The following is a 23,406-nucleotide window of genomic DNA, read 5'->3' on the forward strand; positions in this document are numbered from 1 at the left end:
GAGTCGCTCGCTAGCCGCCGAGGTAAACCGAAGTGATGTGGGGATCGGCGCGCAGCTCGGCGGCGGTGCCCTGCGACACCACGGAGCCACGCTCGAGGAGATAGCCGCGATCGGCGAGTGAGAGGGCGTTGTCCACCGCCTGTTCGACCAGCAGCACCGCGAGCCCGCGCTCCACATGTAGCTGCTTGATGTACCGGTACAGTTCCTCCACCATCAGCGGAGCGAGGCCGAGCGAGGGCTCGTCGAGCAGCAGCAGCCTGGGGCGGCTCATCAGCGCGCGGGCCACGGCCAGCATCTGCGCCTCGCCTCCGGAGAGCGTCCCGGCGAGCTGCGTGGAACGCGCCGCCAGGCGGGGGAACAGATCCAGGACCTCGTCGGTGACCGAGTCGGCGCGGCGTCTCTTCCTCCGGATCGCGTACGCGCCGAGCACCAGGTTCTCGTGCACCGTGTGCTGGGGAAAGATCTGCCGTCCCTCGGGCACGTGGCCGATGCCCAGGCCGGTCCGGCGCCAGGCCGCCGTCCGGGTGATGTCCCGGCCGGCGAACACGATCGAACCCGAGGTCGCCGCGATGAGTCCGGAGACGGTCCTGAGGATCGAGGTCTTGCCCGCGCCGTTGGGCCCGAGCAGCACCACGAACTCGTTCTCGCGCACGACGACGTCCACGTCGCGGACCGCCTGCACGGCGCCGTATCCGGAGCCGAGCCCCCGCAGCTCCAGCAGCCTTCCACCGTCGTCAGTCGGCCGCATCGCCGGCTCCCTTCCGCTTGCCGCTGCCGAGATAGGCCGTACGCACGGCCTCCGACGTGCGCACCGTCTCCGGTGTTCCCTCCGCGATGACCTTTCCGCCGTCCAGCACGGTCACCACGTCGCAGATGCTCATCACAAGTTCGATGTTGTGTTCGATCAGCACCACGGCGAGGCCGTGATCGCGCAACAGGCGGCACAGCCGGGCGAGCTCCCCCAGTTCCGGGCCGGTCAGCCCGGTGGCGGGCTCGTCGAGGATCAGGACCGAGGGCCGGGTGGCGACCGCTCGCACCACCTCGAGGAGGCGCTTCTGCCCGTGGGACAGCGTCTCGGCGTTCAGGTCGTGGAGATGCTCGAGCCCGGCGAACCGCAGCAGTCTGCGTGCCTCCGTGCGCTGGGTGCGGTCCTGGGAGAGGTAGCGAGGGCTGCGCAGCAGGGCGCCGACGAGGCCGTAGCCCGTCCGTCCGTGCATGCCGGTGAGCACATTGTCGAGCACACCGACCCGGCCGAAGAGCCGGGGGATCTGAAAGACCCGGGTGACTCCCAGCGCGGCCACCTGGTGCGGCTTCACGGGCGCCGGTGAGCCGAAGATCCTCACCTCGCCCGACGTGACGCGCTGGAAGCGGGTGAGACAGTCGACGAGCGTCGACTTGCCCGAGCCGTTGGGGCCGATGATGCCGTGGATCCGGCCGGTCTCGATCCGGACGCTCACGCCGTCCAGTGCCTTGACTCCCCCGTAGTGCTTCTTGACGTCGATCGCCTCGATCGCGGTCACCCCCGGCTTGACCTCGGCGTCGGCGACCCCCTCGGCCAGGATGTCGGCCTCGTCGGCTCCGTCGGTCTTCTCGGCAGTGGACGGTGGTTCACCGGCACGGCTCCGGCGCCGGTCCATGAGGTCGTTGAACGTTCCCGCGATGCCCTTGGGCATGATCGCCAGGACGAGCAGGAGCACCAACCCCATGACCAGGTTGTTGTAGCCGGGGTAGAAGCGGCTCAGCGACACCACCACGGAGATGAGGATCGTGCCGAGGACCGGGCCGACCAGCGTGCCCACGCCCCCGATGAAGAGACCGACGAAGAAGATCAGGCCACTGTCGAGAAGACCCACGGAAGGGTTGATCGCTCCGAGCTGAAGTGCGAACAGCCCGCCCGCGGCGCCGCCCAGGGCTCCGGCCAGGCCGAAGCACAGGAGCTTGATCAGGGTGGGGTTGATCCCCATGCTGCTGGCCGTCACGTTCGACTCGCGGATCGCCATCGTGGCCCGGCCGTACGTGCTGCCGACGTAGTTGTGCTGGATGACGTACGCGGCGACCGCGAACCCCGCGATGATGTAGAAGAACGCCTGCGGTGACAGCGTCTCGCCGCCGAACGTCGGATAGATGTCGTACAGGCCGACGTTGCCGCCGGTCACGGAGACCCAGGCCTCCCCGATCTCGACGAGAACGAGGTTGGCCACCAGGGTGAGCATGCCGAAGTAGAGATGCGTGCTGCGCAGGCTGAGCAGCACGACCGCCAGCGACAGCAGCAGGCACAGGACCATCGCCACCCCGATGGCCACGAGCCACGGCATGCCGAGATGCAGCATGCACAGCGCGACGGAGTAGCCGCCCAGCAGCTGCAGGCCCGTCTGCATCAGGGTCAGCATGCCCCCGTAGCCGGTGGCGATGTTCAGCGACAGGGTGAGCATCACCGAGACGCACAGGAACGACAGCAGACCCACGTAGTAGTAGGCGTCCGCGGTGCCGGCGGCGACGACCGGGGCCAAGGCTATGACCAGCACCAGCACGACGGGTCCGCCGAGCCGTCCGGCCAGGGTCCTCATGACCGTCGGCGACATCATGGGGGCGCCGGTTACCCGACTCATGCTCTGGTCACGTCCCTTTCACCGAAAAGCCCGCGCGGGAAGACCACCAGGACGATGGCCAGGATGGTGAACACCGCGAAGTTCCCGGCCGAGCCGTTGAACTGTGTCCTGAGCGCGGTGTCCAGCAGTCCGACGAGGAAGCCGCCGACGATGGCGCCGAGGGGAGAGCCGAGGCCCCCGATCACCGAGGCGATGAATCCCTTGATCGTGAAGACCAGGCCGACGGTGGGCAGGATGAACAGCTCCGGCGCCGCCAGGAAGCCGGCGAGCGCCGTGACACACGTGCCGATCACGAAGCTGACCACGACGATGCGGCCGACCGGGACGCCCATGAGCAGCGCGGTGTCCTGACTGTGCGACATGGCCCGGATCGCTATCCCCTGCGGCGTGTATCGCAACATCGCCATATAGGCCAGGGTCACCAGGACCGCCACGAGGATCGTGACCAGTCCCTGGGTGCTCAGGCTGCCGCCCGGGAGGCGCACCTCGCCTCCCAGGATCGGGTCGGCGGTCAGCGCCGGGACGTTCATGTATTTCAGGGAGAACACCGACTCGAACACCATCGTCACGGCGAAGGACGCGATGATCCAGCCGTACACGGATCCCGACCGCTTGGCCGGCAGGGTGGTGAGCCGTTCGGTCAGCACCCCAAGGATCCCTCCCGCCGCCAACAGCAGCAGCAGCGCCGCCCACCACCCCCATCCCCAGAGCGTCATCACCTGATAGACCACGATGGCGCCGAGGATGATCGCCTGGCCCTGGGCGAAGTTCAGGATGTGGGTCGGTTTGTAGATGATCGTCAGTCCCAACGCCACGAGGGCATAGACCGCGCCCGAGAAAAGCCCGGCGTACACGACGTCGGCGCTCATCAGATTCTCCCCATTCGTCAGCGGCTCCTCGCCGGGCCGGGCCTTCCGCTATTTGTCTGGAGTGACGTCCTCGGTGACCCAGCCACCGGCGCCCTTTTTCCAGATGTAAACGCGTCCGCAGCTCGCCTCGTAGAGGGAGTGGTCGTCGCCGGGACGGATGTCACAGCCCGACGGCGACTCGCTTCCGGGAATGGAGATCGTCTCCATCGCCTCGGCGAGTTTCTTCCGGTCGAAGGACTGCGCCTCCTCCGCCGCGGCCGAGAACGCGGCGACGCAGTCGGCCGCCTGGGGCGCTCCGCGCAGGATGCTCACCCCGGTCTTCGGACCGGTGTCCTTGCCGAACTGCTTGTCCAGGGCTTCGGCCCACTCCTTGTACCCCGCGGGCCAGGAGCTCTTGTCCTCGGCGGCGTAGTAGAACCCTCCCGCGGTGAACGCCGTGTTTCCGAGCATGTCACCGGTGGCCTCGATGTTCGGGAGGGAACTCAGTCCGTTCCCGGTGATGAGGAGCCCCTGGAAACCGGCCTTGCCGGCGGCGGCCGCGGTCAGCGCGCCGGACGCGACGTTGCTCATCCAGATCGCCTCGGCGCCCTTGCCCATGAGCTTCTGCACGTAGGCGAGGTGGCTTTGGTCGTCGGATCGGGACTGCTCCCAGCCGACGATGGCGACCCCGTAGTCCGGGGCCAGCTTCTCGAACAGGCCGTGGTAGGTGCGACCGCCGTCGTCGTTGTTCTCGACCATGCCGATCTTGGTGATGCCCTTGCTCCGGAGGAACTCCAGCAGCCGCACGACCACCGTCTCGGCCTCGTCCTGCGCCTGGAAGCCGACCTTCAGGGCGGACCAGTCCTGGCTGGCGACGGCCGGCTGACAGTTCAGCATGTCGGTGTCCTCGAACGTCTTCTTGGCCGCCTCGTAGAAGGCCGAGATCGAGGGGCCGACGACCAGCTTCACCTGAGGGTCGCGCGCCAATTCGTTGGAGAACTGCACCGCTTTCGCGGGGTCGAGTTGCATATCCCGGATCACGAGTTCGAGCTTGGCTCCGTTGACGCCACCCGCTGCATTGATCTTGTCGACCTGAACCTGCATCGAGTTCTTCATCACGGTTCCGAGAACGGCGAACGCACCGGTCATCGGCTGGATCACCCCGAGTTTGACGGTCGTGGGAACGTTCCCATCATTGCCGTCGCCCCCGGAGCCGCCTGATCCGCCGGCACCACATCCGCTGATCACCAGCGGTAGTGCCGTGACCACCGCTGTCAGCCCACCGAGCTTTCTCGCCATTTCCGCGCCTCCGGAGGATTTGAAACAGGGTTCCGCATGGCGGAATGCTGGTAACCTTAGGGTGGGGTCCGGGTGACGTCAAGAGGTCGCCGAAGTATTTCAGCTCAGAAATTCGCCGCCCGCACAGGCCCCCATACATCGGTTTACATGCGAAAACGTCTGCACGAGTCCACATTTCCGATCTGATCTGATCCGGGGCCCACGGCGACCGCCCATCCTTCACCCGAGCGGTTTCCCGTCGATCGGCGATCACCATCGAGGACGATGCCGGCGATGCGGGCGGCATCGGATCGCCCGGCGGCCGTACCGGCCCGCTACCGACCACCCGAGGCGAAGCGAGCCCGGATCGCGCAGTCCCTCGGAGACGGCTATTGACGCCCTCCGCTCCCCCTTCTAGGATCACGTTCCAAACTTGAAACGGCGTTCCACTGAAAGGAATCCGAATGGCGGTGACTGAGACCGGATCGGCCTCGGGAGGAACGCCGGACGAGCCCGGCCTGCTGCGTCCCCGCGGCACCGCGGTCGCGGAGGTGATCCTGCGTACGCTGGCCGGCAACGGGGTGGAGCGCCTCTGGTTCTGCAGCGGCTCGGAACTGGTCCCCCTCCAGGAGGCGCACGCGAAGGCCCGGCACCACGGCATCGCCGTACCACGCCTGGCCATGACCGTGCACGAACACGTCGCCATCTCGGCGGCGATGGGCGAGTCGATGGTGACCGGCCGGCCCGCCGCCGTGGTGGCGCACGCGGACATGGGGCCGTTGAACTTCGGCGCCGAACTGCACACCGCCCTGCGCGGGCAGTACCCCCTGGTGCTGATCAGCGGCTATCCCGCGACCCATCCGCAGCGCCGGACCAGCCAGGCTTTCTGGAACCAGCAGCGCTGGGACCAGGGCGGACTGTTCCGTCAGTACACCAAATGGGACTACCGGCTCGCTCCGTACGACGACGTCGGGCTTGTGCTGGCCCGGGCCATGCAGGTGGCGCTGACGCCGCCACGCGGCCCTGTCTATCTGGCGGTGCCCGCCGAAGTGCTGGCCCAGGACATGGTCGACGGCGCACCGGTCGCGGTGGAGCGGCTGGGAGTCGCCCGTCTGGGCCAGGGAGATGAGGAGGGGATCCGGGAGATCGCGCGCCGGATGCTCGCCGCGCACCGCCCGCTGATCCTGACCGATCGGGTCGGCACGGACGCGTCCGCCGTCGCGGCGCTCGACCGGCTCGCCGCCGAGTTCGCGGTCTCGGTGACGGCCACCCGGCACCGGATGAACCTCCGCGACGACCATCCGTCCCGCTGGGGCGCGCCGGCGGTGGACCAGGCCGACATGATCCTGGTGCTGGACCATCCGCTCCCCTGGGTCCCGGCGTCCCGGGCACCGTCGGCCGCGGCGTGGATCGCCGTCGCCGGCACCGATCCGATCTGCGCGGAGATCCCGTTGTACGAGTTCCCCGCGCGGCTGCGCCTCTTCGCCGACCCGGCGGCGTTCCTGCCGGCGTTGCTGGAGGAACTGCGCCGGCTGCGCGATCCGGCGTCCTCAGCACGGATCGAGGAGCGCACCCGCCGGCACGAGCGGGCGCACGCCGAGGGGCTGCGCCTGCGGGCGGACCTGATCGCACGGGAGATGGCGGGCTCCGTCATCACCCCCACCGTGTTCGGGACCGCGATCAACGAGGTGATCGGGCCCGAGGACCTCTTCATCGAGGAACTCGGCGACACCGCTGGACTGGTCCACCGCGGCGTGCCGGGAACCCTGTTCATGAACGGCGGCTCAAGCCTCGGCTGGGCCACCTCCGGTGCGATGGGCGCACGGCTGGCCTCCGGCGACCGTCCCACGGTGTGCGCGACCGGCGACGGCGGATACCTCTTCGGCGTGTCCGGCGCCGCGCTGTGGACGCAGGCCAGGATGGCGGCACCGGTGCTCACGGTGATCGCGAACAATCGCGGATACCGGACCGGCACCAGCCACGTCGACTCGTACTACCCCGGCGGCTACGTCTCGGCGGCCGGCGACTACACGGGCGGCGCCATCGATCCCCCGCCGGATTACGGCGCCGAGGCCCGGGCCGCCGGTGCGTACGGCGCCCGCGCCCGCACCCCGGGCGAGCTTCGCGAGGTGCTGCGCGCGGCACGGGCCGCGGTCGAACGGGACCGGATCCCCGCCGTCGTGGACGCCTGGATGCCGGACCACCTGGGTCGTGTCGAGGCGGCGCAGGCGAGTGCGAACGGAGTGGGCCGATGACCGCGATCCACGTCGACCGGATCACCAAGCGCTTCGACCCGGACCCGGGCAAGACGCCGACTCTCGGCACGATCGAACTCGCCGTCGAAGACGGCGAGTTCGTCGCGCTCCTCGGCCCCTCCGGATGCGGCAAGACCACGCTGCTGCGGATGATCGGGGGACTGGAGCAGCCGACGAGCGGCCAGGTGCTGATCAACGGCGAGTCGATCTCCGCGGCGTCCAAGGCGGCCCGGCGCCGGATCCTGGCGAGCGTCGGATTCGTGTTCCAGGAGCACAACCTGCTGCCCTGGCGCAGCGCGCTGGCCAACGTCGCGGTGCCGCTGGAGGTGCGCGGGATGCCCAGGGCCGAGCGCCGGCGGGCGGCGGCCGAGATGCTGGCGCTGGTCGGCCTCTCCCACGCCGAGGGCAAGCTTCCACACGAGCTCAGCGGCGGCATGCGTCAGCGGGTGGCGATCGCGCGGGCGCTCTCCTACGACCCGGACATCCTCCTGATGGACGAGCCGTTCGGCGCCGTCGACGCGCAGACCCGCGACGTGCTCAACCTCGAACTGCAACGGATCTGGATGCGGCGCCGCAAGACGGTGGTCTTCGTGACCCACTCGGTGCACGAGGCCGTGTTCCTCGCCGACCGGGTGGTGGTGATGGGCGCCTCGCCCGGCCGGGTGGTCGAGGACCTGCGGATCACCACACCGCGTCCGCGCAGCCTCGATGCGACGATGACCCCGGAGTTCCTGGCCACCGCCGCCAAGCTGCGCGATTTCCTCAGCGACCACTTCACCCCGCAGGAGTCCGCGTGATGAGCCAGAACCAGGTCGATGCGATCGACGACACGGACTCCCCGGTGCCGGCCCCGGCCGCCGGACGCGGATGGCGGCAGGCGCTCGACCGATGGATGGTGTGGTGGACCACGCCGCTGGTGCTGGTGGCGATCTACTTCGGCTGGAAGCTGTACCTGGCGATCACCGACCTCTCGCCGTTTGTGATGCCCACGCCGGAGGCGGTGCTGGCCGCGCTCAAGGAGCAGGTGACCGATCCGTACATCTGGCAGGTCCACGTGTGGGCGACCTTCACCGAGACGTTGTCTGGACTGGCCATCGCCATCGCCGTCGGCGTCACGCTGGGTTTCCTCATCGGCAAGTCGCGGATCCTCGCCCGCATCCTGAAGCCGTTCGTGGTGGCCACCCAGGTCACCCCCAAGGTGGCGCTGGCGCCGCTGTTCGTGCTCTGGTTCGGGTTCGGGCCCGGCTCGAAGATCGCCCTGGCGGCCATCGTGGCGTTCTTCCCGATCATGACGAACACGGCGTTCGGGGTGCAGTCGCTGCCGCGATCGACCAAGGAGATGTGCACCTCGGTCGGCGCGAGCGACTGGTACCGGTTCCGCAAGGTGGATCTGCCGCACACCCTGGCGTACATCCTGGCGGGCATGGAGGTCGCGATCGTGCTCGCGACCATCGGCGCGATCGTCGGCGAGTACCTCGGCGGCGACAAGGGCCTCGGACGCTACGCGCTCAACCTCCAGAACAACCTTCAGATCGACATGCTTTTCGGCTCCATCGTGCTGATGGCCGTCTTCGGCCTGGTGCTGTACGGATCGGTGGTCGCGCTCAAGCGCCTGCTCATCCCCTGGCACGAGTCGGTGCGAGCCCTGCGTGAGGAGGGCGTCTAGGGAAGGTCTCCGGGCGCGACCTGCCCGGCTGCCCCACGGACGCCGTCGACGGATCACCACCACACCCACACTCACCCCCCACGATAGAAGGTTCGACGATGCCTGGAAGGCAAGGAATGAATCGGCGGGAGCTGCTCGGTCTCGCCACCCGACTCGGACTGGCGGTTCCCGCCATCGGGCTGATGGCCGCCTGCGGCGAAGACGACGGCCCGGCCGCGGCCTCCGGCGGCGAGCCGTCGGTCAAGCGCATCTATCAGACCGCGCTCGGCTTCAACGTGGGCAACGCCCCCGAGATCGTGGCCCGGGAGGCCGGCTTCTTCTCGAAGCTCGGCATCGACGGGTCCGTGATCTCGTCGACGGGCACCCCGCAGGCATTGCAGGGGCTGCTCGCGAAGACCACGCACTACTCCCGGGTGCAGTCCATCAGCATCCTCCAGTCGGTCGCCAACGAGGGCGCGCCGTTCGTCGCGTTCGGCACGCTGGTGCAGCGCAGCGCCTTCGAGCTGCAGTCGCTGAAGGACGCCCCGATCAAGTCGGTGAGCGAACTGGCCGGCAAGAGCCTCGGCGTCATCTCGGCCGGCGGCACCACCGATGTGCTCATCACGCTGATGGCGCGCAAGGCGGGGATCGATCCGGGGTCGATCGATCGCAAGGTGGTCGGCCTGGGCACGGCGGCGGCCGAGTTCGCCAAGCGGGGCGACATCGCGGCGTGGATCGGCAGCGCGGCCGAGCGGGTGGCGCTCGAGGAGGCGGGCACCGGGGTGGAGGCCGTCGCGTTCGACGACGTGGTGGCCGTCCCCGCCGACACCTACTTCACCACCAAGGAGGAGTTCGACGCCAACCGCGAGGTCGTGGTGAAGATGCTGGCCGCCTTCTACGCCGGGCTGGAGTTCGTGCTGGACAAGGCCAACGACAAGACGACGATCGAATACGTCCGCCGTTACAACCGTGAGATCAAGGAGGAGGAGGCGCAGCGCCAGCTCGACCTCGTCCGCCCGCTCTACACGGCGAACGGCGACGACAAGCTGCTGACCATGGACAAGCAGCGCTGGGTGGATCTGCAGGAGATGCTCCTCGCCGAGGGCGTCATCTCCAAGCAGGCCGACATCGACCAGCTCGTGCTCGACACGCTGCTGGCCGAAGCCAAGGAGATGAAACCATGACCATCGCCGACCTCCTCGTGGGAATGCACGGGGTCTGGAACGGTACGTACACCATCCTGGAGCAGGACGGGACCCTGATCGAACGATTCCGCAGCCGCCAGGAGGGGCGGATGGAGGGCACCGACTGGACCGAGAAGGTGGTCTACCTCAAGGAGGGCGCCGAACCGCACGTCATGCACTTCCACGCCATCGTGGACGGCGACTCCGTGCAGTTCCAGGACACCCGGATGTGGGGGTCCACCGTACGGGCGGGAGACCAGGGCATCCTGTTCACCTTCGGCTGGCACGACCGGCCGCAGGAGCGCATCGTCGAGCTGTCGAGGCGATCGGGTGAACGGCGCACGCGGCTCTGGCAGCACTTCGAGGGCGACAGCCTCGTCCGGCTGACCGTCATCGACGAGGAGCGCGTCCCGGGAGCCGAGCCGGAGCGCTGGTTCACCTCCGCCGCCCCGACCCCGTGATCCTGCGGTCTCTCGCGGGCCGTCCGGCCCGCACCCGAGCGTTCGTGATCTCGCAGCGTCGCGTGCGGGATCACGAGCGCGCGACCCCTCGCGAGCCTTGACCCCAGATACGTCAGACGATTAGGCTCACCGAGGAGTTGAAACATTGTTCTAACTGGTGGAACAGATGGATCGGCTCAGGACAGCAGAAGGGCGCACTCATGACGACACCGCTCGGCACCGCCGAGGCGATGCTCACCGCCGTCATCGAACGGCGGCTGGACGGCGTGCTGGAGACCTTCTCCCCCGCCGACGACGCGTACGTCTTCGTCGAGGGACCGCGCTGGACCACCCACGGCGGTGACCGGATCAAGGCGGGCTGGGAGGCGTACTTCAAGGCGCCGATCCGCATCGACGGATTCCGCTGGGTCGAGGGCCCCTTCGTCTGGGAGAGCGACACACTGGCCCAGGTCGTGGGCGTCATCGACTACGACATCATGGGCGACGGCAAGGCCGGGCGGCTGCGCATGCGGATGACCTGGCTGGTACGCCGCGAGAACGGTCGCTGGCGGATCGTCCACGAGCACGGCTCCCAGCCGCTGAAGGACCCGTACGGCGCGGGCGACTGGTGGCCCGAGGGCGCCACCCCGATCTCGTGACCGGCGCCCCGTCCGGACCGGCGCCGGCCGAGGAACTGGTCTGCGTGTGGATCGAGGTCCCCGATCTCGACGGCACGGCCGAACGCTTCCAGCGGCTGCTCGGCCTCCAGCCCCGGGGCACGGGCGTGCTGAACGAGGAGTTCGAGACGTTCTGGGACGTCCGGCCGGCGGTGCCCGGTCGCCGCTGGGCGCTGCTCGGTCCCCCGGGGTTCTCCTACGGGATGGTGTGCCTGGTCACCGGCTCGCCCCGGCCCGTGCTGCCCACGCTGCCGCGCGGCTGGGACTCCGTCGAGCTGGTGGTCGAGGACGTCGACGCGGCCGCCGCCCGGCTGGCCGAATGGCCCGGCGCCGTCCCCGTCGTCCACCCGTTCACCGCCGACCTGTCCTCGATGGGCAGCAACGTCCACCGGTCCACGGTCTGGCGGATGCCGTGGGGAACCCACCTCATCCTCACGACCGGGATCACCCAGCCCGAGGGACGGCGCTTCCCCTGGGCGGAGTCCGGCACCGGGCCGGTTTTCGAGGTCCACCTGCGCACCGACCGGTACGCCGAGGCCCGCCGGCTGTACGCGCGGACGCTGGCCATGCCGCCGCTGATGAGCGAGCGGCTCACCTCGGGGCCCATCCACGACGCGTGGGGCATCGAGACAGGCACACCGGTGGAGATGAGCCTGTTGAAGAGCGGCCGCGAGGGCACCGGACGGGGCGCGATCGAGCTGCAGGGCCACCCCGGCGCCGGAATCGATCCGCCGGGCGGCGGCGGGCGGCTTCCCGGCGGCACCGCGATGGTCACCTATGCCTGCGCCGATCTGGACGCGGCGCACGCGGCCGTACTGGCGGACGGCCACCGCGCCGGACCCGCACGGGTGACCGGGGCCGGCCCGCTGGGCGACCGCCGGGCATTCATGATCTTCGGGGTCGAGGGCGAGCGCGTCCACATCGTGGCGCACGGTACGGAAGGAAACATGTCGTGATCAGCGAGCTTCGGTTGGCGACGGTGGCCGTCGCGGATCTGGACCGCTCCTGCGCCTTCTACGCGGACACGTTCGGCTATGCCCGTCTCGGTGAGGGAACGGTCGGCGGCCGGGAGGCGGAGCTCGCCTGGCGGATGCCGGGCGGCCTCACCGGCCGGGCGGTCGTCATGGGTCCGGCGGGCGCGACCGCCGGGCTGCTGCGCCTGGTCCGATTCGACGTCCCGGGCGAGCCGTACTGGGGCGACTACTCCCGGCCGCAGGACTACGGCCATTACGCGCTCAACGTCCGGGTGCCCGACATCCACTCGACCATCGACCGCCTGCGCGCGGCCGGCGGCCGGTCCAGATCGGAGCCGACCCACTGGACGGTGACGCCGGAACTTTCGGCCTGGGACTCGCTGTCCTACGACCCCGAGGGCGTCCTGCTGGACGTGTTCCAGCTCGAAGCCGGCGACGGCTCGCCGCTGGCCGACTACGACGGGCGGCCGAGCGAGCTGCAGACCGTCGCGGTCCACGTCGCCGACGCCCGCAGGTCAGCGGCCTTCTACACCGCGCTCGGCTACGAAGTGCTGTACGACAAGCTGATCGAGAACATGGAGTCGTTCTTCCATCTCCCGCCGGGGACCGGACTGCACAACATCAACCTGTACGTCCCCGGCGGCAGCCTCAACGGCCGGGTGGAGCTCGCGCAGTACGTCGGCTTCCCCGGCGAGCAGCAGCGCGACCGGGCGGTCCCGCCCAACCTCGGCATCCTCTCGGTCTCGATGGAGACCGACGACCTCGATGCGACGGCCGACCTGCTCGGCGTGCTCGGCGCCGAGCCGGTGTGCGACCCCGTCGAGCTGGATCTGCCGCCGTACGGCCCGTCCCTCGTGCGGACCTTCTTCGGCCCGGACGGCGAAGTGCTGGAGTTCTACCAATGCCGATGAAGCCGATGAACAGGGGTGTCGCACTGGTGACCGGCGCCGGCAGCGGCATCGGCCGGGCCGCCGCCGAGTCGCTGGCGGCGGCGGGGTACGCCGTGGTGTGCGCTGGACGGCGCGCCGACCGGGTGTCGGAGGTCGCCGGGGCGATCAGGGCGGCGGGCGGCGCCGCCGACGGCATGCCGCTCGACGTCACGGTGACGGAGCAGGTCGACGCGGTGGTCGCGCGCGTCGCCGAGCGGTACGGCAGGCTCGACGTGCTGGTCAACAACGCCGGCGTGTTCCGCAAGGGCGAGATCCTGGAGCTGACGGACGAGGCGTGGTCGGAGACCCTCGACGCGAACCTCACCGGCGCGTTCCTGTGCGCCCGCGCCGCGGCCCGGCAGATGATCGGGCAGGAGCCGGTCGCGGGTGCACGTGGCCACATCGTCAACGTGAACTCCGGCGCCGGCCTGCGCGGCTACCCGACCGGTGCGGCGTACTCCGCGTCGAAGTTCGGACTGCTCGGCCTGTCCGACACGTTGCGCCAGGAGACGGCCGGCCACCTGGTGAAGGTGACCGATCTCGTGGTCGCGGCCAGGGTGAAGAGCGAGCTGTCCAACCGGGTCGACCCCGACCGGCTGGACGCCTCCGTCGTCGGAGAGCTGGTGCGGAACCTGCTCGCGCTGGACGGCGCCGCCGTGGTCACCCGCCTCGACCTGGGGCAGCTCCCCCCGGCCTGAGTCCCGGCCGCGCCCGCCGCCGGGACCCGGGCCGGTCACGACTCCTCACGCAGCTCCGCGAGCCGATAGGTGGACGACAGCCGGTCGGAGCGCAGCCGCACCATGAGCCAGTCCCCGTCGCGGGTCGTCCACAGGTGCTCCTGCGCGCCGCCGTCGCTGGTCAGCAGGAAGTGCCAGGTGTCGAAGGTCCCGGCGGGGACGGTGACCGTCTCCTCGCCGAGGAGGGCGGCGGTGATACCGGTCATCTCCTCGGCGTAGGGGCCGGTGGCGCCGTTGGGCCGGGGCGACGACCGGAACCCGCCCACCAGGGGCTGCCGCCCGCCGGCCGCCAGGTCGTAGGACGGGACGATCCAGGAGTCGCAGCAGACCGCGTGCGGCACGAAGAAGGGCGGCGGCGCCGCCAGGTCGATCCGCTGCGACACGCGGCCCTCCTCGCGGAGCAGCAGGTGCGACTCCACCACGGAGTCCCCCATGACGAACCAGCCCTCCCCCAGGAACTCACCGGCCACCCGGTGGCTGATGAAGGTCCGCAGCGGGCGGAACCCGGGTGAGACCGTGTGCACGACGTCCCGTTCGATCCGGCTGTCCCACATGCGGCAGTGGGCCCGCAGCGTGCGGGTGCCGTCCTCGGCCGCGGTCAGGGTCCACTCCTCGCGGCCGCGCAGGCCGACGCCGTCGCCGACGTAGTCGATGGCGCCATATCGGTATCGGGTCAATTTCCCACCTCGTCCAGAGCGCTGAGCAGCGCGACGATTCCGCCGCGTCCGTCGCGGGCGGAAGACGGCGGGGCGGCCTGCGCCCCGGCCAGGAACGGATCCCAGATCGGGTCGGCGGCGACCACCGGGGTCCGCGGATCGCCGGGCGGCCCGGCGAGGGCAGCGGCCACCGCGGCGCGGAAGGCCGAACCGTACGACGGCCACGCCTTCAGCACGTCGAGAACCCGCCGGTGCAGCTCGGCCGGATCCAGGCGGTGACGCCCATCGCGGTCCCCGGAAGGGGCCGTCAGCAGCGCGCCGTCGCGGACCAGGTGCCAGGCCCGCAGCAGATGCACGCCGTGGTCGTCCGGTGTGAGCGAGGGCGTCCTGCGCGCGGCCAGATCGGCGGTGAGTGCCCCCGGATCGGGCGGCGCGGCCAGCGCCAGCGCGTGCACGCGCGCCGGATGACGCCGGGCCAGGGCGGCGGCGATCACGCCGCCGGCGCCCGTGCCGTACAGATCGACCTCGCCCGGGCCGAGCGCGTCCAGGACGTCCGCCACGGCCCCGGCCAGCTCGTCCACGTCCGGATCGAGGGGCCCGCGCAGCTCGGAGCCGCCGGTGCCCGGCAGGTCGACGGCGACGACCGGGCGGCCCGCGCCGACCGCTTCCAGCGGTTCAGCCACGGCGCTTCCGGAGGCGGGAGCCGGTGGCAGGACCACCAGCGGCCGGGCCCCGGCCGGCGGCGCGGCCCATCTGATCAGGGTCCGGCCCAGCCGGGTCGGGACATATCGGCGGGCCGGCCGGGCGGTGACGGGCGCCTCGGGCGGCCGCCGAGCCGGTGACATGCCCGCGCTCCGACCGGCGAGGTGGGCGCGCAGCCGGGCCGCCACCAGCGCGGGGCCGGCCCCGGGCGGGAGGTGCTCGACCCGGATCCGGGCATCCGGGGCTCCGGCCGGGGTCCCGGTTCTGAGCCGGGCGAGGTGCGCGTGCAGCGGATCGTCGGGCGAGGCCAGGACAAGAGCCGGCACCGCGAGCCGATCGAGCAGCGGGAGCGGGTCGCAGGTGAACGCGGCCCGGTACGCCAGCGGGTAGGCCTCCCCCGCCTCCAGCAGGCCCGTCGTCATCTCGTGCAGCGACCCGGGGGACGGCATCGCGGCGGCCAGCCGCGCCCCCGGCTCCTCCCGGTACCAGGGCCAGAACAGAAACATGTTGCGCACCTGGTGCCAGGCCGCGACCAGGTGGGCGCCGTCCCCCCGCGGCAGCACGGGAGGGAGGTAGTGCGCGAGCTGGTCGGCCCGTTCCCGCGGAGTCGAGACGCCCAGCCCGTCGAGCGTGAGCGAGGCGACCCGGTGCGGATGCTCGGCGGCGAACGCCAGCGCGATCTTCGCCCCGGTGTGCGTGCCGTACAGATGGACCCGCTCCAGGCCGAGCGCGGTCAGCGTCTCTCCGAGCGCCGCCCCGTAGTCGGCCATCCCGGGCTCGGCGACCGGGAGCCGGTCCGAGCCGCCGTGGCCGGGGGTGTCGAGTGCGTACACGCAGAACCCGGCGGCCAGCTCCCCGGCCAGGCGGCGCAGCGGACGATGATCACCCGGCGAGGCGTGCAGGAGCACGAGCGGCACGCCTCGCCCGGTTCTCAGGTAGTGGACCTGACGGTCGCCTACCGTCACGAAGTGCGGCTCCACGCGCGTTCGCGCTCGCGTCACTTGGTGACTTCGACGGTGGCCCAGCCCTTGTCGTCCTTCTTCCACTGGTAGATGTGGATGTCGTCCATCCCGAAGAACTCATGCTTCTCGGGAGAGATGGAGTTGCCGGAGGGGGTCTCCTGGTCCGAGATCTCCAGGTTCTCGATGGCCGCCGCGACGGCGTCGGGGTCGATGGAGCGGGCCTGGTCGGCCGCCTTCACGTACGCGAGCGCGCAGTCGGCGGCGATCTCCGCCGCCTTGGGCGACTCGGCCCCCGTCTTCGGGCCCACGTTCTTGCCGAACCGCTTCTCGATCTCGTCGATGTGCTTGCGGTAGCCGGCCTTCCAGGTGTCCCGGGAGTCGCGGCTCGGATAGGGGTAGTAGGTGGCGCTGAAGAGCGCGCCGTCCGCCGCGTCGCCGGCCGCCTCGACGAACGAGATGTTGCGCGCCCCAGAGCCGCCGACGATGAGGCCCTTGTAGCCCGCCTCGCCCGTGGCGGCCATGGTCTTGGCGCCGCTCGCCGAGTTGGAGATCCAGATCGCGCCGGCGTCCTTGAGCTTGTCGACGTACGCGCGGTGCGACTGGTCGTCGGGCCGGGTCGCCTCGAACCCCTTCCAGGTGAGACCGGCCGCCTCCGCCTGGGCCTTGACCTCGTCGGCGGTGCCCTTGCCCGCGTCGTCCCCCTCGTAGATGACGCCGATCGAGGTGGCCCCGGCGCCCTTGACGTACTCGATCATCTTGGCGACATCGAGGCTGACCGGGTCCTGCGCGCGGAAGCCGTACTTCAGCGTGCTGAAGTCGCCGGTCGCGACCATGGGCTGGCAGTTGATCTTCTTGCTGCTTTCGAAGCTGCCCTTGGCCGCGTTGTAGAACGCGGACAGCGCGGGCCCGACGACCAGCCTGATGCTGTCGTCGCCGGCGAACTCGTTGGCGGCCTGCACGGCCTTCGCCGGGTCCAGGCCGGAGTCGCGGACCACGAGTTCGAGTTCGGCCCCGCCGACGCCGCCCTCGCCGTTGAGCCTGTCGATCTCGACCCTCAGCGAGTTCTCCAGCGAGATGCCGGCGACGGCGAACGGCCCGGTCATGGGGCCGATGAGGCCGACCTTCACCACCGGAAGGCCGGCGCTCCAGCCGTTACCGGAGGCGGCCTGCGTGCCTTCGGCGCGTTCTTCCTTTCCCGCGCAGGCGGTGAGCAGCAGCGCAGCGCCGAGAAGCGCGGTCATCTTGCGACCGGTGTTGAAGGTCATCGGGGGGTCCTTTCGGCGAATATCAGGCTTTATCAGGACTTAGTGGTGACGTCGGTGACGAATCAGCCGTCCGCGTCCTTGGTCCCGGCGGTAGATGGTGGATGTCGCCGACGTGGCGGAACTCGTGGTTCGCCGATTGATCACAAGCAAAAGATTCCACTAGACGGAACAGCGTTACGGCGAGCCTAGGAATACGGACGCCCCATGTCAACGAATCGGTCTACTGTTTAATTCAGTTGAAACCGCTCAGCGCGGCTCACCGCGCGCCTCGCCCGGCCGCACGAAGACGATGTCGGTCCCGTCCGGCCCGAACCAGAAGCCTCGGTGACCGACACGGTCCTGTCGCCCGGCGGCACCTCGTAGTCGCTGACGCCGAGCACCGCCGAGGTGACGCTCTCGACGAGCGGCGCTGAGCCGTGGGACGCCGTCACGCCCACGGCGTACAGGCCCGGGATGGCCGCGCCCCGGCGTGCTGTCACCGGCGAAGACGTTGTTGCCGAGCACCTCTCATGGCCGGCGTGACGCTCATGCCACCGACGTACACGCTCGCGCCCCCGGCCGCGGCCTCGATGGCGACGCACAGGCCGCCGGTCCCGGCTCCGACGACCACGACGTCGAAATATCCGAGATCCGCCGCGGTCATCGCGCGCCTCCCGGCGGCTCGCGCAGTTCCACCTCCAGGCCGGCCGGTCCGCGCAGGACGCGCTCGCCGAGGCGGACGCCGCCGTACGCCTCCAGCGTGGCCGCCATCGCGCCGGGATCGTCAGCCGCGAACGCCACCCGGCGCAGCCCGAGCCGCCGGTCCGTCAGGTCGGCCGCGTCGACCCCGGTGAAGGACATGATCTCGAAACGGGCGGGGGCCTGGTCGGCGGAGACGAGGAAGGAGAGCCGCAGGCTCGCCCCATCCGGCATGCCGACCATGTGCTCGAACGTCTCGCCGCTCATCTCGCCGTCGAACAGGACGGACAGTCCGCCGCCGTCGACGAAGAAGCGCAGCGCCTCATCGTGGTCGGCGGGCACGATGACGGCTGTGTGCAGCTCTCCGTGCAGCCGGTCCGGGTCTGTCTCCAGCGCGGGGCTGGGCCGGTGCGCGGCGCCCGCCTGCGGCAGCGTCCACCAGACGCCGTCGGTGCCGAGGGCGACGCATTCGCTCAGCGAGCCGGAGCCGTACGGATAGGTCGCGATCGGCCGGGACCGGCCGCCGGCCTCGTCGATCATCCGGGTCGTCCGGGCGAGGTCCCTGGAGTACATGCCGAGCAGCCGGGGGCCGAGGTCCCAGATTCTCGGATCGGCGGAGGCCGCCGCTTCTGCGGGGGCGGGGACGAGCCTGATCCGGCCGGTCTCCACGCCGTCGACCCCGATGAGCGCCTCGGCGCCGTTGCGTTCGATCACGTCGAGGCCGAACGCCCGGGTGTGGAAGGCGACCGACGCCTCGACACTCCGGCATGCGATGACGGCCTCCACGACCGCTCCGAGCGACAAACCGCGCCTCCGTTTCGTCGAGACCAATGTTCCATTGTATGGAACGCCGTTTCAGGCTAGAGCGACGGCATGTCCGGTGTCAATGAAGCCCCGGGACTTCCCCATCCGGGAGACTCTTCCCTATAGTCCAGATAGAAACGATGTTTCGAGGTGTGGAACGGAGCTCCTGTGAGTCGAGATATGGCGGGTGAGCCGCCGGTGACCGCCTACCGCGCGGTCGCGCTGCAGACCGCGTGTCATGCCGTCAACCGGGCCGCTGACAGCGCGGCGAGCCGCGACCTGATCCGCGCGGCCATCGACCGGGTCCGGGAGCAGATCACGGCGACGAAGCGCTTCGTCGGGCCGGGCCTGCGGCTCGTGGTCCTCCCCGAATACCTCCTCACCGGCCACCCCATCGGGGAGCCGTTCGGCGAGTGGTGCGAGCGGGCCGCGCTGGCGCCCGGCGGTCCCGAGTACGCCCGCCTCGGCGAAATCGCCCGCGACGCCGAGGTGTTCCTGTGCGTGAACGGCTACGAACTCGACGAGCACTTCCCCGGCGTCTACTTCCAGGCCTCGGTCGTGTTCGACCCGCGCGGCGACGTCGTCCTCCGCTACCGGCGGCTCAACTCGATGTACGCCGTGACCCCGCACGACCTCCTCACCGACTACCTGTCCGTCTACGGCGAGGAGGCGCTCTTCCCCGTGGCCAGGACCGAGATCGGGACACTGGCCGCGATCGCGTCCGAGGAGATCCTCTTCCCCGAGGTCGCCCGCTGCCTCGCCATGCGCGGCGCCGAGGTGTTCCTGCACAGCTCCTCGGAGGTCTGCAGCGCGCTGCTGTCGCCGAAGAACGTCGCCAAGCTCGCCCGCGCCGTCGAGAACGGCGCGTACGTCGTCTCCGCCAACACGGCCGGGCTGCACGGCACCGGTCTGCCCGCGGAGTCGGGCGACGGCGGCAGCCAGATCGTGGACCACCGTGGCATCGTCATCGCCAAGGCCGGTCAGGGCGAGTCGATGGCCGCCAACGCGGAGGTCGACCTGGCCGCGCTGCGCCGCGCGCGCCGTACACCGGAGATGATGAACCTTCTCCCCCGTCAGCGCTTCGAGCTCTACGCGCCCAGCTACGCCGGCACATCCTTCTATCCGCCGAACAGCGTGCGGCCCGGTGAGACGTCCCGCGGGCATTTCGCGACGACCCAGCGTGACGTGATCGAGCGGCTGTCCGCCGAGGGCCTGATCTGAGGAACGGTTGAGATGACGAAGAGGATTTCCGTCCGCAACCCCCGTACGGGCCTGGCGGACTACACGATCGCCGCTGCGGACACCGAGGAGACGGCCCTCACCGAGCAGCGGCTGCGCGCGCACCAGACGGAGTGGGCCGCGCTGCCGGTCGAGCGGCGAATCGCCGTCCTGAAGCGGTTCAAAGAGGCGATCATCCGGCGCCGGGAGGAGATCGTCGCCAGGCTTGAGGCCGACACGGGACGGCGGTGGGCGTCCGAGATGGAGGTGGACTCGGCCGTCGGGAGCATCGACCGGGCCTGTCTCTTCGCCGAGGAGACCTTCGCCCCCGCCGCACCCGTCCCCACTCCCGATCCGCAGGTCCAGGCCTCGGCCGATCTGGTGGCCTACCCCCTGGTCGCGGTCATCTCCCCCTGGAACTTCCCGTTCCAGCTCGCGCTCATCGACGCGGTGCCCGCACTGCTCGCGGGATCGGCCGTGCTGCTCAAACCGAGTGAGATGACGCCCCGCTTCATTCCCGTGCTGCGCGCCTGCGTCCAGGAGACCCCGGGTCTGGCCGACGTGTTCGCGGTGGTCGAGGGCGACGGCTCCACCGGCGCCGCGATGATCGAGGTCGTCGACGCCGTCTGCTTCACCGGCAGCGTGCGGACCGGCCGCGTCATCGCCGCCGCCGCGGCCGCCCGCTTCATCCCGGCGTTCCTCGAGCTCGGCGGGAAGGACCCGGCGATCGTCACGGCATCGGCCGACCTCGACGTCGCCACCTCCGCGCTCCTGTGGGGCTCGACCATCAACTCCGGCCATTCCTGCATGTCGATCGAGCGCGTCTACGTGGACCGGCGCGTCGCCGACGAGTTCACGGCCACACTGGTCGCCAAGGCGGAGCGCGTACGGCTCGCCCACCCCGGCCTCGGGGACGGGGAGATCGGACCGATCATCGTGGCCGCGCAGGCGCAGACCATCCGCGAGCACCTGGACGACGCCGTCGCGAAGGGCGCCCGGGTGCGCACCGGCGGTACGATCGAGGACCTCGGCGGCGGCGTCTACCTGCGGCCGACCGTGCTGACCGACGTCGACCACACGATGCGGGTGATGCGCGAGGAGACCTTCGGGCCGGTGATCCCGGTGATGACGTACGACGGCGCGGACGAGGCCGTCGCACTCGCCAACGACACCGACTTCGGGCTCAGCGCCGCCGTGTTCGCGGGCACGGCCGACGAGGCGCTGTCGATCGCGCACCGCCTCGACGCGGGGGCGGTCAGCGTCAACGACGCCTGCCTCACCGGAATGGTCCCCTCCGTGGAGAAGAACTCCTTCAAACTGTCCGGTCTCGGCGCCTCCCGGATGGGCCCGCCCTCCGTACGGCGCTTCCTGCGCCGGCGGGCCCTGCTCGTACGCACCGCGACCGGTCCCCGGCCCTGGTACTACGACGGCGCCTCCGGCCCGGCCGAGGAGCGATGATCAACGGTGTCCCCACCGTGACGCTCCCCATTCCGTGATCTTGCGACGTCGGAAAGCACTACAGGAGATCCACCAGTGGAACACAGCTACGACCTCGTGGTGGTCGGCGCCGGCACCGCCGGCATTCCCTGTGCCGCGGAGGCGGCGCTCGGGGGTGCGAGGGTGCTTCTGGTGGAGAAGGACCACCAGATCGGCGGCACGCTGCACATATCGGGCGGGCACATGGCGGCGGCGGGGACGCGGCGGCAGGCCGAGCGGGGCATCGCCGACTCCGTCGAGGCGCATCTGGCGGACATCCGCCGGATCAGCGCCGGGACCGCCCGCGACGACCTCGTCCGCATCACCGCGGAGAACGCCGCCGAGACCGTCGACTGGCTGGACGACCGGGGTTTCCGCTTCGCCTCGGAGACGCCGCGGATCATCTACGGCCACGAGCCGTACACCACGGCACGGACCTATTACGGGGTCGACGAGGCGATCTCGATCCTCGAAGTGTTCGAACGCCTGCTGGACGAGGCCGTCGCCACGGGCCGGCTGGACCTGTGGAAGAACTCCCCGGTGATCGGGCTCACCCCCGGCGAGGACGGCGGGGTCGGCGGGGTCGGCGGGGTGACCGTCCTGCGCGGCGGCGTCGAGGACGTGGCGGTGCGAGCCGGTCACGTGGTCCTGGCCACGGGCGGGTTCGCGGCCGACCCGGAGCTGTTCCTGGAGCTGGAGGGAGCCCCGCTCGTGTCGGCGGCGCACCCGACCTCCACCGGTGACGGGATCCACCTGGCCAGGGAGCTGGGGGCCGCCGTGGCCGGGACGGGATCGTTCCTGCCCACCTTCGGCGGCCTGCCCCATCCGACCTCGCCGGGAAGGGCCAACTGGTCGGATCGGCAGCTCCTCATCGCGGCCGAACGCCCGCCCGTCGAGATCTACGTCGACAGGCACGGCCGGCGCTGGGTCGCCGAGGACGAGCTCTCGATCGACGAGAAGGAACGCGCGCTCACCCGCATCGACGACATGACCTTCTGGACCGTGTTCGACGACGCGATGGTCGAGTCGACCCGGTCGGGCCGCCCGCTCGTGGTGGGCTGGACGCCCGAGGACCTCCGCGACCGCGCCGACCGGCGCGCCGGCGTGCACTCGGCCGGCACGCTGGAGGAGCTCGCCGCCAAGGCGGGGATCGACCCGGCTGGGCTGGTCGCGACGGCCGCCCGCTACAACGAGGCGGTGGCCGCCGGCGAGGACCCCGACTTCGGCCGCACCCATCTGCCGCTGCCGCTCGCGCGCCCGCCCTTCTACGCGATACGCAACCACGCCATCTCCCTGGTCACGTTCGCCGGTCTCGACATCGATTCGGACTTCCGCGTGCGGCGTACCGACGGCTCGTCGGCGCGCAACCTGTACGCCATCGGCGAGGTGATCGGCGCGGCGGCCACCTGCGGGCAGAGCTTCTGCTCGGGGATGCTGGTCACGCCCGCCATCACGTTCGGCCGGCTGCTGGGCCGCCGCCTCGCCGCCCGGGACGGGTGATCTGTGACGCCGGACGCCGGCTGCGATGACACCAGGTATGCATCCGGCTCCGGCTGACCGGCGGCCCCAGATCTCGGGTGTCGACCGACGACGACCGTCGGCGCCTACCATCGGCTCCGCGCGGCGATCGAGGCCGCCCCGCCTACCGCTGACGATCCCCGGTGCGGCCGCCCCGGGGGGCAGATCATGACATGCTGGACCGGCCCCGATCACAAGGACCGCGATCACAAGGAACAGGGAGACCGGCGATGACCCACCCTCTCGGCGTGCCGCCCGCACCTCGGCGCACTCCTCTCGACGTGGAGGAGCGGACCCGGGCCGAGGAGACCTTCACCACCCTCGTCGCCCGGCACCTCGTCACCGACGGACGGTTCAGGGTGAGCGCCGACACCCAGGAGATGGTGGAACTGTTCCAGCAGGTCGCCCGCAGGGTGGGCGACCTGCTCCAGCGGCCCGTGGTCAGCTACGCCAACGGCAGGTACATCGTGATCGCCTTCGGCCAGGAGGGAACTCCCGGCCTCGCTCCCGCGGACGCGTGAGCGCGGCCTCGGCCCGCGGACGCGTGAGCG

Annotated in this window: 23 protein-coding genes; 13 read left to right on the forward strand and 10 right to left on the reverse strand. The window is 70.5% G+C overall.

The genetic code is table 11. The features are described from left to right. Nucleotides 1–10 precede the first annotated feature (10 nt). From ACQP1K_RS15985 to ACQP1K_RS16000, 4 genes are read right to left on the reverse strand one after another with little or no spacing between them, the layout of a single operon-like run. Nucleotides 11–748, reverse strand: coding sequence for an ABC transporter ATP-binding protein (locus tag ACQP1K_RS15985; protein ID WP_433496498.1), 738 nt, complete (start codon nt 746–748; stop codon nt 11–13). Further along, nucleotides 735–2,567: a branched-chain amino acid ABC transporter ATP-binding protein/permease gene (locus tag ACQP1K_RS15990; RefSeq protein ID WP_433496499.1), complete on the reverse strand. Its 1,833-nt coding sequence runs from the start codon at nt 2,565–2,567 to the stop codon at nt 735–737. The genes ACQP1K_RS15985 and ACQP1K_RS15990 overlap by 14 nt, the downstream gene beginning before the upstream one ends. A gap of 38 nt (nt 2,568–2,605) precedes the next feature. Continuing rightward, on the reverse strand, nt 2,606–3,478 hold the full coding sequence (locus tag ACQP1K_RS15995) for a branched-chain amino acid ABC transporter permease (RefSeq protein WP_433496500.1): 873 nt from the start codon (nt 3,476–3,478) through the stop codon (nt 2,606–2,608). A gap of 48 nt (nt 3,479–3,526) precedes the next feature. Further along, complete coding sequence (locus tag ACQP1K_RS16000) at nt 3,527–4,756, reverse strand: ABC transporter substrate-binding protein (RefSeq protein WP_433496501.1); 1,230 nt, start codon at nt 4,754–4,756, stop codon at nt 3,527–3,529. 443 nt (nt 4,757–5,199) lie between these two features. On the opposite strand from ACQP1K_RS16000, the gene ACQP1K_RS16005 reads away from it, so the two are divergent. The 9 genes from ACQP1K_RS16005 to ACQP1K_RS16045 all read left to right on the forward strand — a co-directional run bounded on the left by ACQP1K_RS16005 (nt 5,200) and on the right by ACQP1K_RS16045 (nt 13,537). Next, the gene (locus ACQP1K_RS16005) at nt 5,200–6,990 is read left to right on the forward strand and encodes a thiamine pyrophosphate-dependent enzyme (protein WP_433496502.1); all 1,791 of its coding nucleotides are present in this window, start codon (nt 5,200–5,202) and stop codon (nt 6,988–6,990) included. Beyond that, nucleotides 6,987–7,787, forward strand: a complete 801-nt coding sequence (locus tag ACQP1K_RS16010; RefSeq protein ID WP_433496503.1) for an ABC transporter ATP-binding protein — start codon at nt 6,987–6,989, stop codon at nt 7,785–7,787. The genes ACQP1K_RS16005 and ACQP1K_RS16010 overlap by 4 nt, the downstream gene beginning before the upstream one ends. Further along, nucleotides 7,787–8,656, forward strand: coding sequence for an ABC transporter permease (locus ACQP1K_RS16015; RefSeq protein ID WP_433496504.1), 870 nt, complete (start codon nt 7,787–7,789; stop codon nt 8,654–8,656). Before ACQP1K_RS16010 ends, ACQP1K_RS16015 begins: the two co-directional genes overlap by 1 nt. Before the next feature lie 116 nt (nt 8,657–8,772). Continuing rightward, complete coding sequence (locus ACQP1K_RS16020; protein ID WP_433496505.1) at nt 8,773–9,819, forward strand: ABC transporter substrate-binding protein; 1,047 nt, start codon at nt 8,773–8,775, stop codon at nt 9,817–9,819. After that, the gene (locus tag ACQP1K_RS16025) at nt 9,816–10,280 is read left to right on the forward strand and encodes a hypothetical protein (protein ID WP_433496506.1); all 465 of its coding nucleotides are present in this window, start codon (nt 9,816–9,818) and stop codon (nt 10,278–10,280) included. Before ACQP1K_RS16020 ends, ACQP1K_RS16025 begins: the two co-directional genes overlap by 4 nt. Before the next feature lie 200 nt (nt 10,281–10,480). Then, nucleotides 10,481–10,918: a YybH family protein gene (locus ACQP1K_RS16030; RefSeq protein ID WP_433496507.1), complete on the forward strand. Its 438-nt coding sequence runs from the start codon at nt 10,481–10,483 to the stop codon at nt 10,916–10,918. Then, nucleotides 10,915–11,892 carry a hypothetical protein gene (locus ACQP1K_RS16035; RefSeq protein ID WP_433496508.1) on the forward strand — a complete coding sequence of 326 codons (978 nt, stop codon included), beginning with the start codon at nt 10,915–10,917 and terminating at the stop codon, nt 11,890–11,892. Before ACQP1K_RS16030 ends, ACQP1K_RS16035 begins: the two co-directional genes overlap by 4 nt. Further along, nucleotides 11,889–12,821 (forward strand): VOC family protein, encoded by a 933-nt coding sequence (locus tag ACQP1K_RS16040; RefSeq protein ID WP_433496509.1) that lies wholly within the window; start codon nt 11,889–11,891, stop codon nt 12,819–12,821. The genes ACQP1K_RS16035 and ACQP1K_RS16040 overlap by 4 nt, the downstream gene beginning before the upstream one ends. A 5-nt stretch (nt 12,822–12,826) precedes the next feature. Next, nucleotides 12,827–13,537, forward strand: coding sequence for an SDR family oxidoreductase (locus tag ACQP1K_RS16045; protein ID WP_433496510.1), 711 nt, complete (start codon nt 12,827–12,829; stop codon nt 13,535–13,537). A 35-nt stretch (nt 13,538–13,572) separates the two neighbouring features. Here ACQP1K_RS16045 and ACQP1K_RS16050 read toward each other — a convergent pair whose 3' ends face one another. From ACQP1K_RS16050 to ACQP1K_RS16075, 6 genes are all read right to left on the reverse strand, one after another. Beyond that, nucleotides 13,573–14,253, reverse strand: a complete 681-nt coding sequence (locus ACQP1K_RS16050) for a hypothetical protein (RefSeq protein WP_433496511.1) — start codon at nt 14,251–14,253, stop codon at nt 13,573–13,575. Continuing rightward, nucleotides 14,250–15,899 carry an alpha/beta fold hydrolase gene (locus ACQP1K_RS16055; RefSeq protein ID WP_433496512.1) on the reverse strand — a complete coding sequence of 550 codons (1,650 nt, stop codon included), beginning with the start codon at nt 15,897–15,899 and terminating at the stop codon, nt 14,250–14,252. The genes ACQP1K_RS16050 and ACQP1K_RS16055 overlap by 4 nt, the downstream gene beginning before the upstream one ends. Before the next feature lie 32 nt (nt 15,900–15,931). After that, complete coding sequence (locus tag ACQP1K_RS16060; protein WP_433496513.1) at nt 15,932–17,161, reverse strand: ABC transporter substrate-binding protein; 1,230 nt, start codon at nt 17,159–17,161, stop codon at nt 15,932–15,934. Between the two features lie 227 nt (nt 17,162–17,388). Then, nucleotides 17,389–17,640, reverse strand: a complete 252-nt coding sequence (locus tag ACQP1K_RS16065; protein ID WP_433496514.1) for a hypothetical protein — start codon at nt 17,638–17,640, stop codon at nt 17,389–17,391. Next, nucleotides 17,637–17,804: a hypothetical protein gene (locus ACQP1K_RS16070; RefSeq protein WP_433496515.1), complete on the reverse strand. Its 168-nt coding sequence runs from the start codon at nt 17,802–17,804 to the stop codon at nt 17,637–17,639. The genes ACQP1K_RS16065 and ACQP1K_RS16070 overlap by 4 nt, the downstream gene beginning before the upstream one ends. Next, nucleotides 17,801–18,643: a hypothetical protein gene (locus ACQP1K_RS16075; protein ID WP_433496516.1), complete on the reverse strand. Its 843-nt coding sequence runs from the start codon at nt 18,641–18,643 to the stop codon at nt 17,801–17,803. Before ACQP1K_RS16075 ends, ACQP1K_RS16070 begins: the two co-directional genes overlap by 4 nt. Before the next feature lie 168 nt (nt 18,644–18,811). Here ACQP1K_RS16075 and ACQP1K_RS16080 point away from each other — a divergent pair, with 168 nt between their 5' ends. The 4 genes from ACQP1K_RS16080 (at nt 18,812) to ACQP1K_RS16095 (ending at nt 23,376) form a co-directional block, all read left to right on the forward strand. Beyond that, nucleotides 18,812–19,864 (forward strand): nitrilase-related carbon-nitrogen hydrolase, encoded by a 1,053-nt coding sequence (locus tag ACQP1K_RS16080; protein WP_433496517.1) that lies wholly within the window; start codon nt 18,812–18,814, stop codon nt 19,862–19,864. 12 nt (nt 19,865–19,876) lie between these two features. Beyond that, nucleotides 19,877–21,319, forward strand: coding sequence for an aldehyde dehydrogenase family protein (locus tag ACQP1K_RS16085; RefSeq protein WP_433496518.1), 1,443 nt, complete (start codon nt 19,877–19,879; stop codon nt 21,317–21,319). A 75-nt stretch (nt 21,320–21,394) separates the two neighbouring features. Beyond that, entirely contained in the window at nt 21,395–22,837 is a 1,443-nt protein-coding gene (locus ACQP1K_RS16090; protein ID WP_433496519.1) for an FAD-dependent oxidoreductase, read from the forward strand. Nucleotides 22,838–23,085: 248 nt separating this feature from the next. After that, nucleotides 23,086–23,376: a hypothetical protein gene (locus tag ACQP1K_RS16095; RefSeq protein WP_433496520.1), complete on the forward strand. Its 291-nt coding sequence runs from the start codon at nt 23,086–23,088 to the stop codon at nt 23,374–23,376. The last annotated feature ends 30 nt before the right edge of the window (nt 23,377–23,406 follow it).

This window comes from Sphaerimonospora sp. CA-214678, from assembly GCF_050942215.1.
In the GTDB taxonomy this organism is placed as follows: Bacteria; Actinomycetota; Actinomycetes; order Streptosporangiales; family Streptosporangiaceae; genus Sphaerimonospora.

What these genes read in the sequence shown, in the direction of transcription:
- ACQP1K_RS16010 (WP_433496503.1), top strand. Translation starts at nt 6,987, where the DNA reads ATGACCGCGATCCACGTCGACCGGATCACCAAGCGCTTCGACCCGGAC.
- ACQP1K_RS16085 (WP_433496518.1), top strand. Translation starts at nt 19,877, where the DNA reads ATGACGAAGAGGATTTCCGTCCGCAACCCCCGTACGGGCCTGGCGGAC.
- ACQP1K_RS16025 (WP_433496506.1), top strand. Translation starts at nt 9,816, where the DNA reads ATGACCATCGCCGACCTCCTCGTGGGAATGCACGGGGTCTGGAACGGT.
- ACQP1K_RS16030 (WP_433496507.1), top strand. Translation starts at nt 10,481, where the DNA reads ATGACGACACCGCTCGGCACCGCCGAGGCGATGCTCACCGCCGTCATC.
- ACQP1K_RS15995 (WP_433496500.1), bottom strand. Translation starts at nt 3,478, where the DNA reads ATGAGCGCCGACGTCGTGTACGCCGGGCTTTTCTCGGGCGCGGTCTAT.
- ACQP1K_RS16095 (WP_433496520.1), top strand. Translation starts at nt 23,086, where the DNA reads ATGACCCACCCTCTCGGCGTGCCGCCCGCACCTCGGCGCACTCCTCTC.
- ACQP1K_RS16070 (WP_433496515.1), bottom strand. Translation starts at nt 17,804, where the DNA reads ATGACCGCGGCGGATCTCGGATATTTCGACGTCGTGGTCGTCGGAGCC.
- ACQP1K_RS15985 (WP_433496498.1), bottom strand. Translation starts at nt 748, where the DNA reads ATGCGGCCGACTGACGACGGTGGAAGGCTGCTGGAGCTGCGGGGGCTC.
- ACQP1K_RS16060 (WP_433496513.1), bottom strand. Translation starts at nt 17,161, where the DNA reads ATGACCTTCAACACCGGTCGCAAGATGACCGCGCTTCTCGGCGCTGCG.
- ACQP1K_RS16000 (WP_433496501.1), bottom strand. Translation starts at nt 4,756, where the DNA reads ATGGCGAGAAAGCTCGGTGGGCTGACAGCGGTGGTCACGGCACTACCG.
- ACQP1K_RS16005 (WP_433496502.1), top strand. Translation starts at nt 5,200, where the DNA reads ATGGCGGTGACTGAGACCGGATCGGCCTCGGGAGGAACGCCGGACGAG.
- ACQP1K_RS16020 (WP_433496505.1), top strand. Translation starts at nt 8,773, where the DNA reads ATGAATCGGCGGGAGCTGCTCGGTCTCGCCACCCGACTCGGACTGGCG.
- ACQP1K_RS16045 (WP_433496510.1), top strand. Translation starts at nt 12,827, where the DNA reads ATGAACAGGGGTGTCGCACTGGTGACCGGCGCCGGCAGCGGCATCGGC.
- ACQP1K_RS15990 (WP_433496499.1), bottom strand. Translation starts at nt 2,567, where the DNA reads ATGAGGACCCTGGCCGGACGGCTCGGCGGACCCGTCGTGCTGGTGCTG.
- ACQP1K_RS16015 (WP_433496504.1), top strand. Translation starts at nt 7,787, where the DNA reads ATGAGCCAGAACCAGGTCGATGCGATCGACGACACGGACTCCCCGGTG.